Genomic DNA, 19,402 nt, shown 5'->3' with positions numbered 1-19,402 from the left:
CATATGCGCTCCCCTTAACGCAGGAAATACGTCAGAGCCTACTTGAGCAAATCTCTTTTGGTCTGCAACTCCAGAGTGATATTCCGAAAGTCTCTACTGTCACCGGGCTCGCACCGCCCCCGGCTCGCTGTTGATCTCGCAGACTCCGTACTGTCTCTGTCATCGTTTTTAACTTATATGTTCCAGAAAACCGCCTGTATAAGCCATTTCTGAACCTATCCATTCATTAGTATAGCAAGTATTTGTGGTTTGTCAATCGCAATATGCGCAAATAATTTACTATTCTACTTCTTTATAACCACATTCTTTGTTGTGCTCCATGCAGAATAGTAAGTTGTTTTTCCTACCTTCTTGAAGCTTCTGACTCTCACATAATATTTCTTCTTAGCCAATTTTGCTATTGTGACATTTGACTTTTTAGCTCCGGTCACTTTTACAGTCTTTGCCTTGGCAAAATTGCTCTTTACAGAATACTGTATCTGATATCCTCCTACCTTGGAATTTACCGACCACTTAACAGTCATCTTCTTTCCTGCCTTGTTCGTGGTCTTGGTAACCTTTGACGAAGTGATTCTCATAATGGTTTTCTGATTGCTGTCAGCCGCATTGTAACTTGTCTTGCCTGCCGTCTTGCACGCAACAATCTTATATGTGTATACCGTTCCATTTTTAGCTGACTTATCTGTATAGCTCAGTATTGTGTTTTTGTTTATATTGGCCAGCTTGCTGTACTTTCCCTTTCCAGCCTTTCTGTATACGATATATCCACCAGCTCCATTATTAAGATACATATAAAAATTTCTTACGTTTTTTATATTATCACCATGCATATACAAATACAATTTGTTTTTTATACATATTTACTACAAAACACGTTCGTATGTATCTAATATATACAAAAATCTCATGAACTGAGAAATCAATCCTCAATCCATGAGATTTATTTTCTAATATACGTAGAGATCATAGTCTACAAGATACCACTTACCGCCAGTCTTTATAACTGTGTATATGATCTCGCCATCTGATTCGTCAGTAGATCCTTTTATCTTGACATCAAGGTCCACCTCGTAGCACTTGTCAACCGTCATGTCGACATCCAGCATGTCAAATGTATCATTTACATCCTTAAGCTTATCCTCGTCATATTCCTTCTCTGATCGGTCCTCGACCTTGATACTCTTGACCTTGCCTACCTCATCTACCATGTCGCTGACCTGCTCGTTGAATGTATCCTTGACATAGTCATCACTGCCTGTATAGCTTCTTATTCTGTTATACAGCTTGTAATATTCCTTGTCCATCAGATCAACCATGGCATCGGCATCGCCTTTTTCATAGGCTGTCACCAGCTTGTCTCCGACCTTCTTGGCACTTCTCTCACCGGAACCACCCGCCAGGATCAGAACAACGACTATTATCGCGATCAGGACTGCCGCTGCGATTCCTCCTATTATTGCTATAAGCTTCTTGTTCACCTTTTTACCCGGCTCCATAACACCCGGAGTCATGCCCGGCTGCTGGCTGTACTGTGGCTGCCCATACTGTGGCTGCCCAAATCCTCCATACTGTCCACCTGTCGGCTGGACATTTCCACCAAACTGCTGACCCTGACCGTACTGCGGCTGACCATACTGTGGCTGTCCAAATCCTCCATACTGTCCACCTGTCGACTGGACATTTCCACCAAACTGCTGACCCTGACCGTACTGCGGCTGACCATACTGTGGCTGTCCAAATCCTCCATACTGTCCGCCCATCGGCTGTCCAAATCCACCCGGCTGCTGATTCTGCTGTGGCTGACCCGGGTTCGGCTGCCCTTGTGCACTGTTCTGCACCGGAGAAAATGCGCTCACTCCCGGAGTCGTGAGGACAGTAGTTCCCTCGTCCTCATCGTCGTCCATATCATTAAATCCATTTACGTTATTCTCGTCCATCTTTCTCTCCTTATTCTGCTCATCCCTTTTGCTGCTCTGGAACAATAATGTTCCCATAGAATCATGGTAGCATTTTATATCTGCCATGTCCAACTAAAAACATCACATTACCTCAAATTTTACACTTTATTACCTGTTTTCTTTCGCTATTATGTAATAAAAGGCGTTATGATGATGAACACACAGAATAAAAAAACAATCCGCCACGGATACAAATTGTATCCATGGCGGATTCTTCTATTTCTTTTGATATTATCTCTTCTTTATTACAACCGATTTCTTTCCACTCCATGCGGAATAGTAAACCTTACCATCAATCTTCTTAAAGCTTCGTACTCTGACATAATATCTCTTGCCCTTAGTAAGTCGTTTGATGGTCTTACTTGTAACTGAACCTCCGTTTACATTGGCCGTCTTTGCAGATTTAAACGATGCATTGTCTGCATACTGTATCTGATATCCGGTGGCCTTGGCTACCTTATTATATGTAACCTTGGCTGTTCCGGCCGATGCACTTGTGAATTTCTTCAGCTTCACGGCAGGTACATAACTTCCTGTCTTCTCGCCGCCAAATGCCGAATTGTATGTCACATCGCCAAATGTCTTATAAGTTCTTATCTTATATGTATACTTTACACCCACATTTTTAGCTGTGACGTCCACGAACGATGTTGTATCCGGATTCTGAACAACACCTGCTATCGTATATGCTTTTCCATTTACTCCTCTGTAAACAACATATCCCGATGCCGCTTTATACTTCTTCCAGCTCAACTTTATTCCATTTGCTGTGTTGTCAATGGACTCAACTTTTCTCACACCCATCTTGATGTCAAATGTGAGTGTCTTCTCCCCTTCATAGTCACCCTTGAATTTGATGACAACTTTGGCCTTGCCGATATTCTTGTTATTTGAATATGAAACGCTGTAATTTCCTGCGGCAACCTTTCTGCCCTTTGAGTCTTTGACCTCTACAGCAGGCTTCTTAGCTGTACCATCATACTCAACAGCGCTGTATGCAAGCCTGATACTCTTTATCCTGTATATACTCTGAGTTTCCTTGCTGGCTGACTTGCAGTTTTTGCACACATGCACCTTATATCCGTCACGGGTCTGTGATGCCTTTTTCTTAACCGTCCACACCGTCTGATAATCGTGAGGAACTGTGGTCTCATCGTCTATGATAGTATCCTTTTCTCCGCAGTTATTGTCACACTTTGCCGTCTTGGTTCCCTTCTGCGAACATGTGGCATTTCCATCTGACTCATACTTTGTGAAGCTGTGTCCTGTAGCAGGGATCACCTCGGTCTCATATATATCCTCATCCTCAATGTACCTTGTCTTCTCTCCGTTCTCAGTACATGTCGGAGTCTTGGTTATGATCCATCCCTCGTCATCTCCAGCCCCAAACTTCTGGGTCTTTGACTCAGCATATATCCACTCTGATGAACCCGTATTCTTATATCTGAGATCCAAGGTCACATCTGTGTATGTGTCATTTTCCACAACAGACATGATTCCCTGAATGGTATTTCCATATGCATCTGTCCATCTTCCGCTGATAAATGGTGTCTTCTGACTCTCATTATTTGCATATGTTATCTTTATATCTCCGGTTACACTGTATCCGTCCTCCGTCTTCTTCACCTTGCATCCTGATATGCTCACAGCGGAGATATCGTACTCGTTCTCTACCTCTGCCTCCACCTTCTCAGGAGTGATCGTCACGCTTCCTGTCTGCTGCGACGCAAGGCTGATCCTGAATGTATAACTGCGGTTCGCCTCAAATGTCCTGTCTATAATGAGTTGTCCGCCGTTCCGTGAGTATGTCTTTTCCAGAACCCCATCAGCATAGATTCTGGTGTATACTGTATTATCTCCGCAGTCCACCGTAAATCTGTACTCTCCGGTCTCCGTTGGGATAAATTCATACTCGATGCCCTCTCCGTCATAGCTTATATCCGCTGTTGTCTTCTGACCCGGTGTTATTTTTCCATTACCTGTCACATACGAATCGTGATATGTAAATGTTATCTGATCATCTTTCTCTCTCGCATAGAGTGCTATAATATAGCTTCCCTTTTTCAGAGAGAAAGCATCTCCACTGCTATATGTATCTGAAAAGCTGCCATCATCCTCAATGGTATATATACCCTTAAGCTCAAAGCCCTGTCTCTGAAGGGATACCACTCCATCTGACGCAATATCAAATCTGTACAGCTTTACATCCCCAGTGTTCTCAACACCTGAAAGCACCACAGGCTCATCTGATATCAGGTACTCCAGCTCATCCACATTCAGATCTACGACGTCAAATGATGCTCCCTGAACTTCACAATCGTCAGCCATTCCCCATATGGAAGGTATTATCTCATATGATCCGGTCTGTTCTGTTATCGTGTCGATGCTTAAATAGCTGCTCACCCTGCCGTTTTTCTTGATCGTAAAGCTTATATCATCGTCATCCGCGCCAAATGTTCTGGTACTTCCATCAGAATATGTGACAACGGTTTTTATGCTGCCCTTGATCTCATCAAATTTCCTCAGATATTCAGTCTTAGAAACGGTTGTGCTTACACTTACAGCCTTGACGATCTCCTTCATTGTCACGCCGCATTTATTTACATTTTTTCCCGGATACACACATACATACAGATCCCCGCCTGCTGTGTCAAATCCCGCACTGCCAAATCCATCAGATGAATAAGCCACGTTGTTAGTCGTTATCTCTGTTCCATTTGCATCTAAAATCCTGATGCCATCGATCTTCTCATCAGCGGATACCACATACGAACCCGCCTGGGCACTTACCTTATATACATACACATATCTGTCGCCTGAAATATCAAGCGTCTTTGAGCCGTCCCATGTTCCAAGGCTCATGCTCTGTGCAGTCTTCACTGCAAATGGTATATCAACCGTATCCATGCCATCCGCACCAGCGATTGCAAGTTCAACCATGTATCTGCCAGTATCAACCCTGCTGCCAAAGCCTGCGATCTCGACATACTTTCCAGTTTTCTCGTTATATCTGTACCATGTACTCGTGATCAGCTCATTATCCTCGCTGTCACCGACACTGGCCTCTTTTACACTGCCATCATCATATACAAACTGGAGAGTCTCTCTATCCAGAAGGTTTTTGATACCTGATAATTTCATATTTGGAAGGAATTCATAGGTTCTGTTATCTCTCAGCTTCCATGAACTGATCTTTGAATTTGACAAAGTTTCTCCCCTTGTCACATTCATGCTCCAACTGGTCTGCGTATCTCCCCACTTGTCCTCTACTCCGCCATCGAGACAGATATAGTATGTATTGCCGCTCTCAAGTGCAGCCTCGCCATCCGATACACTAAGTTTCTTCAGATCATACATTGTCTCATCGTCAGCGTCGATCTTGCTGTAGATCTCCATGCCACCCACTGGGGCAAATGTATACCTGGCGGATGTCGAAGGCTTAAACGTATAATATACACTGCCATTCTCCGACAGACTTACCTGATTAGATCCCTCCGCAAGACTTCCGACAGCAACATCCTCTATATCCTTTATCTCTATGTCATATGCATAAGAGTCCTCACTATACAGTGTGTATATCCTAATCTGTGCCTCTCCGACAGGGCACTCATTTTCCATATCTGTAACTATCTCAGCACGTACCTCGTCTCCTCTGGAGGTTTCCACACTGTCCGAATCGTCAAACACCAGCTCCTCTGTTTTTCCGTCAGCATACGAGATCTTTACTCTGGTTCCATCTACATAACTGCTGATATCCTTATCATAGCTGCCCATTCTGATAAAATCTGTGTTCTCGGGAACAGCAATCATATCTGTTACTTTCGGAATAAAGCTCAGTCTCACATTTGTCTTGGAAGTAGATAACTCATTATACAAGCCTACGTAATAAGTGCTGCCTCCAGTAAGTTTTCCTGTAACCTCTACCGGGCCCTCATCACCGGACTCATATACACAATAAGGACTGTCGCTTTCTATTACCACACTTCCGTCAAATGGCATGACAAAACTGTAATAGGCCTTGTCATACTCATCCGTTCCGACACTCACATTGTTGTCACCTTCGGAGAGCTGTCCTGCGCTCAGCTTGTCTATGGACACTACCTTAAGCACTGCCGTGCCGAGCAGCTCCTGATCTTCCTCAGCCGCATCATATCCCACAGCTACTTTGTACTCGCCCTCTGAAAGAGTTACACCTTTTTCATATTCGTACTCTTTCCAGTTATCATCAGATGACGAATAATATACTGTATATCTGTTTCCATTACTGTATCCACTTCCACCGGTCAGATCTATGCTTTCCGTGGACTTATCATTATACTTTATTGTACTGCTCGCACCATTCATGAAGCTTATCGGCGTTCCGGCTGCCCATTCGCTCTTTGCCAGCTTCAATGTCACCCCTGAAGGTGCCGCATACTTCTTCGCCTTGAGCCTGACCTCATTCAATGTTTCATTGTCATCATCCGTTGTTCCTGAAAGTCTGACATAATAGGTCTTTCCCTTGACAAATGAATACCTGTCATTATCGGTCTCAACCACCGCCATGTCCGAATCATATACATCTATAAATGCAGTTGATGATTTATCTACTTCAAACACAAAGTCAGCAGTTGCAGATGGTATAAATCTGTAATACTCGTAACCGTCCACCCTGGTATCATATGCGTAGGTATCCGTCTCACTGATATTCCTTTTTCCTACAAAATATTCAGCAGGAGTCTGCACCTTTGCAGTGTACGAATCGTATATCTTGGTCGACTGGTTCGGCTCACTATCCATTTTATCTGTAAGCTGAACAGTATACGTACCGGCCGGAAGTTTTTCCGCATCCGCATACGATACCATATCCCCTTCATCGCCCTCATAATAATAACTTCCCTTGGAATCCTTCACCCACAGACTGTATGTAACTCCATCTATCTTACAGTCTGAGCCGCTGATACCTGAACTGCGCACCTTTCCACCGGAATAGGTTACCGTTGCGTACGCCGATGTTATGGAGTCTGGTGTTCCCTCCAGTATCGTTGTATTATCCGGCACCATTTTTATTGCCGCCACATCCGGAAGCTTTCTCACGCTTATATTTGCACTTTCGGAAACTGTATAAGAACGGGCATACTTAGACCCAAGAATGTATTTCTCCCCCGCAGTGCACTTGTATACCAGCCTGCAGCATCCACTGCCATCCTTTTTACCTGTAGCAAGGCGCTTACTCTTACTGTTATACAAGGTCTCCTGAAGCATCAGCCGTGACTGGCTTCCCTGCAATATTATCTCATAATATCCTGTCTCATCCGTGACAAATGATATTTTACTCTCCTTGCCATTAACTATGTTCACAACCCCATAGTCACCCTCAAGCTCTGAAATATCCTCTGTAGCTGCTGATATCTCAGCTTCATTCATCTGTACGGCATACGCTGTCATATTTGACAGTAAAGTCTGTGCCTGTGCAGTCGTCATCGGTATATGAATGCACGACGACACCATGGCTACAGTTACAGCCGCAGCCATTATCCCCTTCAATTTCATATGTAACCTCCCTTTTTCTCCCATACATATTCAGCACATTTATGCCGAATATATAAGCACAAAAAATTACAGCCTCATATTATCATGAAGCTGTAATTTAATACAATATAATTAATATTTATGTATAAATAACACAATATCACTTATGCAATTTTACTTTCTAACCAGATGGATCTGGTAAGCATTGTACTCGCCGAACTTGAGTGGTACAGGAAGTCCTATCTGTTCAAGTCCCTGTCCGCTGTACTCTGCGCCGGTCTCCTCGTCAACATATGTGGCATCCACATCAAGTCCCTTTACTCTGACAAAAGGTACAGGGGCATTGCAGAAGCTCTCCACCGTCACGATATTGACAAGGGTCTCTGACTTGTCCCTTGCGACAAATGACCATGCAGCTACACCTTTGCTCTTATCCGCATCCGTCAGTCTGTAGTAAAGTCCATTATGAAGAAGATTCCAGTACTTCTTGTAGTTTTCTACCTGAGCCTTTACCTCTTCCTTCTCCTCATCGCTGACCTTGTTCAGATCAAGCTCGTAGCCAAAGCTTCCTGCCATGGCAACAACGGCTCTTGTATTGAATGGAGTTGTCCTGCCTGTCTGATGATTTGGAACCGCTGATACGTGTGAACCAACCACCGATATAGGATAGCCAAATGAAGTTCCATACTGTATGTCAAGTCTGCAGATGGCATCTGTATCATCACTGCACCAGATCTGTGGTGTGTAATACATCATTCCGGCATCAAATCTTCCGCCGCCGCCGCTGCAGCCCTCGATGAACATCTTTGGATATCTCGCCTGAAGCCTCTCCATAAAGTCATATACACCGAGTACATACTTGTAGAGGATAGTTCCATTGTTCTGGATTCCCTCAGTCATGGAGTATACATTTAAGATGCTTCTGTTCATATCCATCTTTATGTAATCAACATCTATCTTGTCCAGCACTGCTGTCATCTGGTCAAATATGCAGTTTACGACCTCTTTTCTTGAGAAGTCCAGATTGAGCTGGCTTCTTCCCATGACAGGCTTTCTTCCAGGGATCACAAATGCATAATCCGGATGCTCCTTGAACAGGTTACTCTTCTCGGATACCATCTCAGGCTCGATCCAGATACCGAACTTCATGCCGAGAGCCTTAACCCTCTTGACAACATCAGCCATAGGGCCGCCCATCTTATCCTCATTTACAAACCAGTCGCCTAGACCTGACTTGTCGTCATTTCTCACACCGAACCAGCCATCATCCAGAACCAGCATTTCAACGCCGAGCTCCGAAGCCTGCTTTGCTATATTAACTATATCATCACCATTGAAATCGAAGTATACTGCCTCCCAACTGTTGATGAGAATAGGTCTCCTCTTTGTCTTGTACTCACCGCGGCAGATATTGTATCTCACAACGTCATGCATCTTATGTGACATGTCAGCAAATCCATCAGGTGAATAAACCATAACTACCTCAGGTGCCACAAACTCACTCTCAGGATAGAGCACATACTCAAACATCTCATCCTGAACACCCATATTGAGTCTCACCTGATCTGTCTGATCCTTCTCAACCTCACAGTTGAAGCTTCCGCTGTAGAGAAGTGAGATTCCATAGCAGTCACCTGCATCCTCATTCGCATCCTTGCCTGCTATAACCACAAATGGGCTGTGCTGATGGCTTGATGTACCCCTTGTGCTTCCGATCTTCTTCACACCATGATTTATAGCTTCTCTCTCATACATGCGCTCCATAGCATGTCTTCCGTGGAAGTGGATGAGATCATAATCACCTGTCACAAAATCCAGGCTCACACTTGATGCCTTTGCCACAAATATATCCGCATCGCTTATATTTCTGACTATAGCTGATCTTGTGATCAGATCCTTATCCTCTATAATTCCATACAGAAGATCAACCTCCACTCCCACCTGAGGATCCTGAAGAACGATCTTAAGGGTCTCACCCTTCTCGCCGTCATTTGTGTAAGCAGCAGGAAGTCCCTTGAGACTATACTTACTGTCCATCACCTCATATGAAACATATCTGAGATCACATCCATGTATTCCCTCTATGTCCTTTATGTTGAATGCCGGAGTCCTGAAATCTCCGTTGCCGTAGCAGCTATATTCCAGTGGAATGTTGTCCAGAGAGAATTCTCTGTGCTCCTGTGCTTCATAAGGATTGCCTGAGAATCCTCTATCGTAATGAGTTATGACATATGACATATCCCCGTCCATTTTCTTGCCATAATACAGATGAGCCAGATACCCATAGTCGATCACCTTCATCTGATATGTAGTATTTTTGGTGTTCAATGTGAAAAGCTTTTTCTCTTCATTTATCAATATTGCCATGCCCAAGTCCTCCTTTTCGTGATCTCCAGTTTCTCTACAGCCAAATTTCATTTGACTGGTCTTTCCTCATAATTTATCTACAACCAGCTCCGCCGGATTGTATTCCAAGTTCCACCATGTAGTCCACAAATTTCTCCACATATCCATAATCCGCCGCATATGCTGACAATCCAATATATGCCTTGCCATCTGTGTACTCAGTAAGTCCTGCCGCCTTGTATCCTTCAGATACATCTATTCCGACAGGTATCTTCTTCCCCTCTTCATCCTCGTAATAAATTATCCTATCCTTATACTTATCATATATATCGCCGACCTTCTCATCCGACAGGTCTGCAAGTCTGCCGCTCTTCGCCAGACCTATGAGATTGTCATACTGGCACAAGACTGCCTGAGCAGTGTCCGCCTCAAGGTATGCCAGCACCTTCATATAGTAACTGTTCTTATAATCTGAGTTATTTGCCAGATTAAAAAATGCATTGTTGTCAAACGTAACCCTTCCCGGGAGATTTTCTTCCCCTACATACGACACAAATCCCTGTGTCAGCCTGCAGTCCTCTGAAACATCATCGTAGTTGTTCACAAGGACGACATCCAGTATCGGCTTGTCCTCCCTCGTTGCAAACACAACAGTGAAATACACTACAAGTCCCACGAGAACGACCGCACCGATTATCCAAAGCTTGTAATAATCCCAGATATATCCTATTTTTTTGCGGGTGGAGTCCATCTCTTTGATCTTCTGTTTTTCTTCTTCCGTGATTATCGGCTTTCTCATAGACGTCCTCCTTTTGTTTCTGTGTTGAGTGGACGCGTGAGAGGCGCTTCGCGCGGCGTCCACGGCATAGTAAATACTTCGTATTTACGATATATTTTGGAACAGACGCATGAGAGGCGCTTCGCGCGGCGTCTGCAGCATCGTAAATACTTCGTATTTACGATATATTTCACAAGGGTGGCGTCAGTAACTGACGTCACCCTGTGGTCATATATAATATCTTCTTTAACTTTCTTTAGAGCTTTCCACCTGATGTTGCGATACCTTCTACGAACTGCTTCTGGAATATCAGGTATATAACGATCATTGGTATACATGATATAAGAGATGCAGCCATCAGCTGTGGATAATTGGACTGATACTGTCCCTGCATTGTTGCAAGAGCTGCTGAGAGCGGCATCTTGTTTGCACTGCTGTTTACAACCAGTGGCCACATCAGATCCTTGAATGCGAACACTGCTGTGAATATACCGAGGGCAACCATCGATGATCTTGCAAGCGGAGCCATGACAAACACGAATGTCTTTGGAATGTTACATCCGTCAAGTCTCGCTGCCTCCTCGAGATCTCCAGGAAGTCCCATGTAAGCCTGCTTGAGCAGGAAAGTACCGAACGCTGTTACAATTCCCGGGAATACCAGAGCAAACATTGTATTTGTCATGCCCATCTTACTGATCATCAGGAACTGTGGGATGATGAATATCTGTGAAGGAATCATCATCTGGAAAAGTATCAGGGAGAACATAAAGTCTCTGCCCTTGAACTTAAGTCTTGCAAATGCATATCCTGCGAGTGTTGCTGTGAGACATGCACACACAACTCTGAAGAATATGAGCAATAATGTGTTCTTGTAGAGAACAAGGAAGTTCATGTTATTCCAAACAGTAGTGAACGCGTCTGTACGCCACTGTGATGGGAATATTACGAATGGACTTACCGAAGTTGCCTCTGTTACTGTCTTAAATGCTGTGAGTGTCATCCATACAAATGGCACTATCATAATGATTGAGAATATGATCAGAATGAGGTGAATCAATAATCTCTGCATTCTTCTCTTAAACTGTACGCCTCTTGTCATATCGATTCCCCCTTCCTAGTTATAATGAACCCACTTCTTCTGACCGATCATCTGGAATACTGTAAGTACCATGATGACTGCGAGAAGAAGAACTACTATTGCTGATCCATAACCCTTGTTACCATTCTGGAATGAGTACTGGTAGAACAGATATACGATGGACTCTGTCTTCTTGAGAGCCGGATTGGAAATATCCATTACCATGTATACAAGGTCGAATACCTGAAGTGCTCCGATTACTCTTGTTACGAGTACGAAGAATACTGTAGGGGAGAGAAGTGGAAGAGTGATCTTGAAGAATGCTCTTACTCCTGATGCTCCGTCAATATCTGCTGCCTCGTAGTAATCCTTAGGTATCTCCTGAAGTCCTGCAAGGAACAGAACCATGTTGTAACCTATAATCGACCAAACACCGATGATCGCAACTGAGATCCATGCGATCTTTGGATTGGATATCCACTCGATCTTTGCACCAAGGATGTGGTTTAACAGACCGAACTGTGAATTGTATAACCATCTCCATACCATGGCTACGGCTGCTGGTGCAACTACCATTGGCAGGAAAAATATTGCTCTGTATATTGTTCTTCCATGCATCTTACGATTCAGGAATACTGCAAGTATAAGTGCAATTGCGATTGAGAATGGAACCTCAATGATCGCATACTTGAATGTATTGAGAAGTGACTGCCATACCTCAGGGTCAGCAAACATCTTCTTGTAATTTGCAAATCCTGCAAATGATGAATCTCCGAATGAACCGACCTTGCAGAATGACTGATATATCGTCTGTACTATAGGCCATAAGTTAAGTACGATGATTCCTATCATTGTTGGGAGGATGAATGCCCAGCCCCATTTGCGCTGGTTTCTTTCCCATGTTGTTGACTTCTTTTTCTTGAACTCTTTATCTTCTGCTGCTGCCGGCTTAACTGTCTGTGTCTCTGTAGCCTGAATTATCTCAGCCGCTTTTTCTTCAACTTTCTTGTTGTTATCTGACATAAAATCCCTCCTCTTATCATTTATACTGTAATTAACACCCCATTGTTTCTGGTAAGCAATGGGCAGGACCTTCATCCTACCCACTGTTATGTTATCTTATAAATGCTCTGTAGGATTACTTGTCTTCCTCATCGATGTACTGGTTCATCTGAACTGCGAAGTCCTTACATGACTGCTCCATCTTTGATGGATCTGCCCATGCATCTGCGAAGAATGTCTGTGCTGCCTGTGACCAAACTGTTGAGTTGTATGTGTAAGGTCTGAGCACGAGCTCATTTGTAACACCTGCTACTGTTGAATCCTTTGTGATGTCAAGGTAAGCGTTGAGGTTGAACTTGTCTGTGCAGTTAACCCACTTGTCTGATGTGTTGTTGTAAGCTGACATTGTTACACCAAGCTCAGCCTGCTTCTCCTGCATCTCCTTTGAACCTAACCACTCGATAAGCTTCCAGCAGTCATCTGGTCTCTTTGTGTCTGCTGATGCAGCCCATCCAAGTCCGTTACAGATAGAAGTTCTCTTACCTGTTGTCTTGTCGTATGGAAGAATTGCTACGTCACAGTTCTCAACGAGATACTCGTTGTCAAGGAATCCTGCTGTCATCCATGAACCCTGTGTGATCATTGCTACTGTACCTGACTGGAACAAAACGTCTGTACCTGTCTCTGACATTGTTGTTGCCGGTGGGCAGCAATCCTCGAGGAGCTTTCCTACATAATCCATAGCCTTGATAGTGTTGGCATCATCGTATCCTGACTTTGTGTGATCATCATTTACGATGTAACCGCCCATTGAGTAAACCATGTTGTAGTATGTGTCCTGATCGTTTGATGTGTTCATACAGAAACCGTACTTGTCGCCAGTTGTGAGCTTCTTAGCTGCCTCATAGAGGTCATCCCATGTCCATGTCTCATCTGGATAAGAAAGTCCTGCATCATCAAACATCTTCTTGTTGTACCAGAGAGCGATTGTATCGTAATCCTTTGGTACTGCGTAATATGAGCCATCATATGTGTAGAGCTCTGTAATCTCTGGCATGTAGTTGCTCATATCAACCTTATCGCTCTTCTCAATGTAGTCATCGAGCTTTAAGAGCTTGTTGTTCTTCATGTACATCTGTGAGTTGTTGGAGTGCATCCAGAATACATCCGGCATATCTCCACCTGATGCTCCAGCCTCAAGAAGTGTCCAGTATGAATCCCACTCCTTAACCTGTACATCAACCTTGATGCCTGTCTCTTCTGTGAAGAGATCACATATCTGCTGCAGACCCTTCTGCTGGTTGTTATCCCAGATAACTACCTCAAGTGAATCCTTGCTGCCGCTCTTGCTTCCGTCGCCGCTTCCGCCACATGCGCAAAGTGAAAATGCTGTTGCTGCTGCAAGTCCAACTGCTACTGTTTTCTTTAATGTTCTTCTCATAAAACCTTCCTCCTTTTTACATCACCGGCAGGATTTACGACACCCACATTCTCTTTCATACCCTGAATTCTGCGTCCTGTTCTGCCGGTTCGCCTTACGGCGTTCTGTGTGCTTTCTATGATTGACTTACAAAATTTTGGTGAACATTTTCACATGGAAAAATGTCAAAATATCATGGGTTTTTGTCACAAATGTATATTTTTAAGTAGTTAAGTTCGCTGTTTTTGTGCTATTTTATAGTAAAATGTAGAATACATATGGTAAATTGTAAAATTCGCTATATATTGGCATACCTTTTTGTGCTATAGTTAAACAAACGATATTATCACTTTTTACATCAGGAGGAATTTTATGAACATTTTCAACAGTGACGGCTGGTTTTCCAGATTTTTTGGAACGCTCGGCGATATTATAATAGTGAACATTCTATTTATATTGTGTAGTATTCCCATAGTCACCATGGGAGCTTCCATGAGCGCAATGTATTTCACTCTGTTAAAGAAGCAGAGGACAGGCGAAAATGGAGGTGTAGTGAAATTATTCTTCAAAGGCTTCAAGGATAATTTCAAACAGTCAACGATTTCATGGCTGCTATTCCTTCTTATATCATTTATATTCACTCTGGATTTCAACCTTTTTGGCAAGGGTGGTCCACAGGAGAACAAGCTCATGTACTACACCAGTGTCGTGCTTATGATATTGACATGCTTCATCGCAATTTACCTGTTCCCTGTCATAAGTGCATTTAAGAACACATTGAAGAACCTTCTCTTGCAGTCCATTTACCTGGCGGCCAAGAACTTCATATTTACAATAGTGATCATGGTTCTCTACACTCTGCCTGCATATGTTCTGCTATCCAGCACTCAGGTATTCATGGTAGGTATATTCGTGTTTATAGTATGTGGCTTTGGCCTTATAGCATATGTATCATCATTCATGTTTTTGAAGGCATTCACCCCATATCTGGATGAGGTCACAAAGAAGTACACGGACGACGATCCTGCTTCATGGATGCACAGCGATGACCAGACATCTGAATCAGATGAGGATAATCCCGAATCCACAAAGGTGACCAAGAAGCTTATCGTTGACAATTCATATCATGGCAGACAGTAGTTTTTACCGTATATCGTAAATACAGCAAAGGCGGATGTGCGACAAATCGCACACCCGCCTTTTGCTTAATTCAAATTTTTTGATTCAATTATATCTTACAGCTTCGAAGCCTCATGTCCAAACTTGGCATCCTTCGTCTCAAGCTCAACCTCAAGATTCCTGAATGACTTAGGACTCATTCCAAACTTCTGCTTGAATGCTTTGGAGAAAGAAAGAGAATCCTCATAACCACACTGATATGCGATTATATTGATCTGTTCCTTTGATGACCGGAGAAGACTTGCAGCTTTCTCCAATCTGAAGTTGATAAGATACTCCTGAGGAGATACACCCATCTCCTTCTTGAAGCTTCCTGTCAGATGACTTCTGCTGATTCCTATGAAATCCGCAATGTCATCGATCTTGATCTTGTTCATGTACTTCTCTGTTATGAAGTCGACAGCAGCCTTTACATATATCTTACTTGGATACTCAATGTTATCATCTTCCTGCGCATCGGAGGCATTATCCTCCATAATGGTTGCGAAGAGAAGCATCAGTGCACTCATTCTCTTCACCTCGTTTATACGTGTGATCTGGGAATATTCGAGCATCTTGTTGATACATTCTGCACACGTATCCATCTGCTCTATCTTGATGATAGGTGAGCCCTTTACATACCCCATCGCCTCAATAAAATCTTCAGCTCTGTAGCCATGAAATCCAACCCACATGTAGCTCCATGGATCATCATCGTCAGCCCTGTAAGTAGTCTCCTCACCAGGTCTGATGATAAACGCCTGTCCAGGTCCCAGTTCATAAGTCTTCCCCGCAATTGTAAATGTACCCTTGCCCTTCTTTACCATATGGATAACATATGATTCTCTGACGTATGGACCAAACTTCCAGCCTTTTATACAATCCTCTCTGCCACAATAGTCCAGACTGATTGCGGTACCCCACATATAGGAGTTCGACAACTGTAGATCTTCCAGACAAGCAAAACCAACACTGTCAGTTAAACCAACCTTTCTTACCATAACCCGTCCTTTCCTTTACCATATCTTTGCCACCCTTTTATATAAGTTAACACCAAAAACACCTTTATATTTTAACAAAAGCAGACAAACCTGTCAATTTTCAGATCTGTCTGCTTCCCGTAAAATATTTATAAATTATGTCTTACCAGTGACGGTAACCAAATACTGTTGCAGCGTTCTTGAAGTAGCTGAGTACCTGCTCTGCACATGTTGCGCTGTCACTGAATATCTTTTCTGCGATGTTATCTATAACAGTGATGAGGAATACTGAGATAACTATAGCAGCGATAACTGCAAATATCTTTGAGTTGTCATTTGTCTCAAGGTTATCGAATAACGCATGAGCTGCGATCACGATTCCGCAAAGGCTTATTCCGAGGAAGAGTATGTATCCAAAGCCTCCGATGATTCCGCTGAGGAAATCAACCTTGTGGAAGAGTGCTGAGATGATCTCAAATATGATTCCTGCAACCATTGCTATTGCCTCATAAAGTGCAAATACACCAACGGCGTTAAGTGCTTTTCCAAATGTGATTCCACCCTTGAATATAATTCCTCCGGCGATAAATACCGCTGCTGTCATGATGACTGCTGCGATTATAGTGAAGAAGAACATGTAGAATCCCTTTGCTATTGAATCGCCAAAGTCAAATCCCATTATGAGGAATCCGACAGTTACAAATATAAGTGAGAGGATGGCATTTACTCCTGCAAGTATTCCGCCAGGAACCATGTTGTCACTCTGAACCATCTCACCCGCTGTATCTGCAGGGCTCTTGAAAAGACCTATCACATTCTTGAGAAGATCATTTATCATATTGCCCACTGCTGATGGCTTCTTCGGCTGTGGCTGTGCATAGCCCTGCTGGCCGTACATCTGCTGGTTCATCTGTGGCTGGCCGTAGCCCTGCTGACCATACATCTGCTGGTTCATCTGCTGACCGTAGCCCTGCTGATTGTATGCTCCCTGGTTCATCTGCTGGCCATAACCCTGCTGATTATACATCTGCTGGTTCATCTGCTGACCGTAGCCCTGCTGGTTGTATGCACCCTGCTGGTTCATCTGCTGGCCGTAACCCTGTTGATTGTATGCACCCTGCTGGTTCATCTGCTGGCCATAGCCTTGCTGATTGTACACTCCCTGCTGACTCATCTGCGGCTGGCTGTAAGCCGCTGCCTGCTGATCTGCCTGTGGCTGGCTGTTCTCCGCCGCCTGCTGATTTGTCTGTGCCTGATCTGCCACCTGCTGTTCTCCCTGTGGCTGACTAAACTGCTGATCCTGATTCTCGTTCATTCCTGTTACCTCCAATTCCTTTGCCTGTGTGAAAATATATCAAAAATATGATACCAAATCCCCCTGGTTTTGTCATCATATCATTGCTCTATAAACTTCTGTGCGATATCGAAGGATCTGACTCAATCCTTATAATATCCATCGAAATAGTTAATCGGGCTGTGGCTGTCATACTTTGCATGATACACAAATGTAGTATAATCAACGTATTCCGCTTTCTTCTCCTCATTCTGTCCAATATTGTTGGATCTTACAAGAGCAGAAATCACTATGGATACCGTTAAGCATATCCCGCACACGATACCTATTGCAACATACAAAAATACTATCGAACCCATGTCTTATCCTGCCTTTCCTTAACGTATTCTATAGTGCCATAGCTTCTGAATCTGTGAATATCTATTCTAGATCTGTGAAGCTTGTTGATCGCACGCCAGAAACTCACCAAACTATATATAACTCCGGCCACATACACGGAAAATACCATAAAAGCTCCACCTGAATCACCCACACCTGCACTTATCCTATACAGATCCGTCATAAGTCCCCCAACAAATACAGATACATATGTACAAAGCACAACCATCACTGTCATAAGTATCGCTATGGATGCCCCAACCTTAAATCTGTTGGATGGGACATTTCCCACGACCTTGCCGGTCTGCCCATTCACCGCCACGGTATAGAGTATTCCCTGATAACGAAAAGTCATGAACCACGCTGGCAGCAATGCATACTCGATATCTGTCATCTTTATATCCGTTTTTTCCTCAGTAATCCGGGCGTTTTTCGGAACATCGCTCATCATCTCTTCCTTCACCGCATCATTGCTCTTTCTCTTTGCAACGGCTGCGATCTCGGCAGCTGGTACATCGTACCTGTCCGTGTAAAATCCGGACAGATATTCTGGAGAAAACGTCAAAGCCTTCTCTAAATCATAAGGCTCCAGTCTTGCCGAAATGTGATCATTCAATCTTCTTGTTGCATCACCAGGTACCCTTGGAACTGTACACTCACAATCTCTCATACAATTGTGTGTGACTGTTTTGTCTGCAGTTTTCTGTGCAACTGCTGCTATAGAACCAAAGCATTTTTCATAATTACTAACGCGCTCGCCTTTTTCATTCTCCTGAAATACATACTTGAGCTTTTTTCTAACATGATAAGATGCCAGCCAATATGGTATATATATTCCTCGTATCTTATCAATCTCAAATTTCTTTATCTCATCCGGAACAAACCACCCCTTACAGAACCTGTCACGTATAAGCTGTTCTGCTCTCTTCTGAGAAATTCCAAATGGAATAATAAGGTCCGGCTCCAGTTCATCCTTAACTCTGTCAACCAATATCATCGGCTGCCCGCAATACGCACAGAAACTGGAAGTTTCCGTGGATTTCACCATAAGTCTTGCACCACAGGATGTACATTCATATAGATTCATATCCATATACCTTGGTGATTCATCATCCTTTCCAATATTGATCTCATCCAATGTGTATATCGTATCCGTGGCATCCGTTATGTATCTTTTTATTCTGGCAATCTTCTGAATTGCCTTATAGCTTCTCTTATCTACAAGCTCTCCATCCTCATTCCTGACCATGGCAGAGTTTTCTTCTCCTATGCCTCTGCTGATCACCGAATCACACTGCGTACACTGCAGCTGCCTCGTCTTAGGATTCAGTACCACAACACCGCCGCAGGATGGACATTTTACTGTAAGATTCATTGCATGTTACCCCCATGTCTACCAAACATAAGCCCCATTTGACTAAAACTGTATCATCTAAATTATAAGCTATCAAGTAGTCAAATTACAACTATATGTACCTGTAACGGATGTAAATATTACA

13 protein-coding genes are annotated in these 19,402 nt (G+C 43.4%); 1 reads left to right on the top strand and 12 read right to left on the bottom strand.

The annotated features are described in order from the left end of the window. Nucleotides 1-284: 284 nt before the first annotated feature. The 8 genes from DWW70_RS07090 to DWW70_RS07055 all read right to left on the bottom strand — a co-directional run bounded on the left by DWW70_RS07090 (nt 285) and on the right by DWW70_RS07055 (nt 14,114). Nucleotides 285-791, bottom strand: a complete 507-nt coding sequence (locus DWW70_RS07090; RefSeq protein ID WP_055272037.1) for a hypothetical protein — start codon at nt 789-791, stop codon at nt 285-287. Nucleotides 792-947: 156 nt separating this feature from the next. Continuing rightward, nucleotides 948-2,024, bottom strand: coding sequence for a hypothetical protein (locus tag DWW70_RS07085; RefSeq protein WP_055222357.1), 1,077 nt, complete (start codon nt 2,022-2,024; stop codon nt 948-950). Nucleotides 2,025-2,189: 165 nt separating this feature from the next. Beyond that, nucleotides 2,190-7,490, bottom strand: coding sequence for a hypothetical protein (locus tag DWW70_RS07080; protein WP_118649536.1), 5,301 nt, complete (start codon nt 7,488-7,490; stop codon nt 2,190-2,192). Nucleotides 7,491-7,643: 153 nt separating this feature from the next. Continuing rightward, the gene (locus tag DWW70_RS07075; protein ID WP_118649535.1) at nt 7,644-9,836 is read right to left on the bottom strand and encodes an alpha-galactosidase; all 2,193 of its coding nucleotides are present in this window, start codon (nt 9,834-9,836) and stop codon (nt 7,644-7,646) included. A 73-nt stretch (nt 9,837-9,909) separates the two neighbouring features. Beyond that, nucleotides 9,910-10,614 (bottom strand): hypothetical protein, encoded by a 705-nt coding sequence (locus DWW70_RS07070; protein ID WP_055145898.1) that lies wholly within the window; start codon nt 10,612-10,614, stop codon nt 9,910-9,912. Between the two features lie 235 nt (nt 10,615-10,849). Next, nucleotides 10,850-11,692, bottom strand: a complete 843-nt coding sequence (locus DWW70_RS07065; RefSeq protein ID WP_004852646.1) for a carbohydrate ABC transporter permease — start codon at nt 11,690-11,692, stop codon at nt 10,850-10,852. Between the two features lie 15 nt (nt 11,693-11,707). Beyond that, nucleotides 11,708-12,694 (bottom strand): carbohydrate ABC transporter permease, encoded by a 987-nt coding sequence (locus DWW70_RS07060; protein WP_022217361.1) that lies wholly within the window; start codon nt 12,692-12,694, stop codon nt 11,708-11,710. Nucleotides 12,695-12,809: 115 nt separating this feature from the next. Further along, nucleotides 12,810-14,114: an ABC transporter substrate-binding protein gene (locus tag DWW70_RS07055; RefSeq protein WP_118649534.1), complete on the bottom strand. Its 1,305-nt coding sequence runs from the start codon at nt 14,112-14,114 to the stop codon at nt 12,810-12,812. A 351-nt stretch (nt 14,115-14,465) separates the two neighbouring features. On the opposite strand from DWW70_RS07055, the gene DWW70_RS07050 reads away from it, so the two are divergent. Then, nucleotides 14,466-15,233: a YesL family protein gene (locus DWW70_RS07050; RefSeq protein ID WP_015534455.1), complete on the top strand. Its 768-nt coding sequence runs from the start codon at nt 14,466-14,468 to the stop codon at nt 15,231-15,233. Nucleotides 15,234-15,328: 95 nt separating this feature from the next. On the opposite strand, the gene DWW70_RS07045 is transcribed toward DWW70_RS07050, so the two are convergent. From DWW70_RS07045 to DWW70_RS07030, 4 genes are all read right to left on the bottom strand, one after another. Next, nucleotides 15,329-16,252, bottom strand: coding sequence for an AraC family transcriptional regulator (locus DWW70_RS07045; protein ID WP_055280386.1), 924 nt, complete (start codon nt 16,250-16,252; stop codon nt 15,329-15,331). Nucleotides 16,253-16,394: 142 nt separating this feature from the next. After that, complete coding sequence (locus tag DWW70_RS07040; RefSeq protein WP_118649533.1) at nt 16,395-17,546, bottom strand: YIP1 family protein; 1,152 nt, start codon at nt 17,544-17,546, stop codon at nt 16,395-16,397. 122 nt (nt 17,547-17,668) lie between these two features. After that, a complete protein-coding gene (locus DWW70_RS07035) occupies nt 17,669-17,884 on the bottom strand; it encodes a hypothetical protein (RefSeq protein ID WP_015534452.1) in 216 nt (71 codons plus the stop codon). Then, a complete protein-coding gene (locus DWW70_RS07030; protein WP_118649532.1) occupies nt 17,872-19,278 on the bottom strand; it encodes a hypothetical protein in 1,407 nt (468 codons plus the stop codon). Before DWW70_RS07030 ends, DWW70_RS07035 begins: the two co-directional genes overlap by 13 nt. Nucleotides 19,279-19,402 lie beyond the last annotated feature (124 nt).

It is taken from the genome of Coprococcus sp. AF16-5 (assembly GCF_003479365.1).
Classification (GTDB): domain Bacteria; phylum Bacillota; class Clostridia; order Lachnospirales; family Lachnospiraceae; genus Coprococcus; species Coprococcus aceti.
The sequence above is the reverse complement of the archived record's forward strand: the minus strand, read 5'-3'. Positions and strand labels throughout refer to the sequence as shown.

Excerpts from the sequence above, each read along its gene's own strand:
- DWW70_RS07090 (WP_055272037.1), bottom strand. The coding sequence starts at position 791 with ATGTATCTTAATAATGGAGCTGGTGGATATATCGTATACAGAAAGGCT.
- DWW70_RS07085 (WP_055222357.1), bottom strand. The coding sequence starts at position 2,024 with ATGGCAGATATAAAATGCTACCATGATTCTATGGGAACATTATTGTTC.
- DWW70_RS07080 (WP_118649536.1), bottom strand. The coding sequence starts at position 7,490 with ATGAAATTGAAGGGGATAATGGCTGCGGCTGTAACTGTAGCCATGGTG.
- DWW70_RS07075 (WP_118649535.1), bottom strand. The coding sequence starts at position 9,836 with ATGGCAATATTGATAAATGAAGAGAAAAAGCTTTTCACATTGAACACC.
- DWW70_RS07070 (WP_055145898.1), bottom strand. The coding sequence starts at position 10,614 with ATGAGAAAGCCGATAATCACGGAAGAAGAAAAACAGAAGATCAAAGAG.
- DWW70_RS07065 (WP_004852646.1), bottom strand. The coding sequence starts at position 11,692 with ATGACAAGAGGCGTACAGTTTAAGAGAAGAATGCAGAGATTATTGATT.
- DWW70_RS07060 (WP_022217361.1), bottom strand. The coding sequence starts at position 12,694 with ATGTCAGATAACAACAAGAAAGTTGAAGAAAAAGCGGCTGAGATAATT.
- DWW70_RS07055 (WP_118649534.1), bottom strand. The coding sequence starts at position 14,114 with ATGAGAAGAACATTAAAGAAAACAGTAGCAGTTGGACTTGCAGCAGCA.
- DWW70_RS07050 (WP_015534455.1), top strand. The coding sequence starts at position 14,466 with ATGAACATTTTCAACAGTGACGGCTGGTTTTCCAGATTTTTTGGAACG.
- DWW70_RS07045 (WP_055280386.1), bottom strand. The coding sequence starts at position 16,252 with ATGGTAAGAAAGGTTGGTTTAACTGACAGTGTTGGTTTTGCTTGTCTG.
- DWW70_RS07040 (WP_118649533.1), bottom strand. The coding sequence starts at position 17,546 with ATGAACGAGAATCAGGATCAGCAGTTTAGTCAGCCACAGGGAGAACAG.
- DWW70_RS07035 (WP_015534452.1), bottom strand. The coding sequence starts at position 17,884 with ATGGGTTCGATAGTATTTTTGTATGTTGCAATAGGTATCGTGTGCGGG.
- DWW70_RS07030 (WP_118649532.1), bottom strand. The coding sequence starts at position 19,278 with ATGAATCTTACAGTAAAATGTCCATCCTGCGGCGGTGTTGTGGTACTG.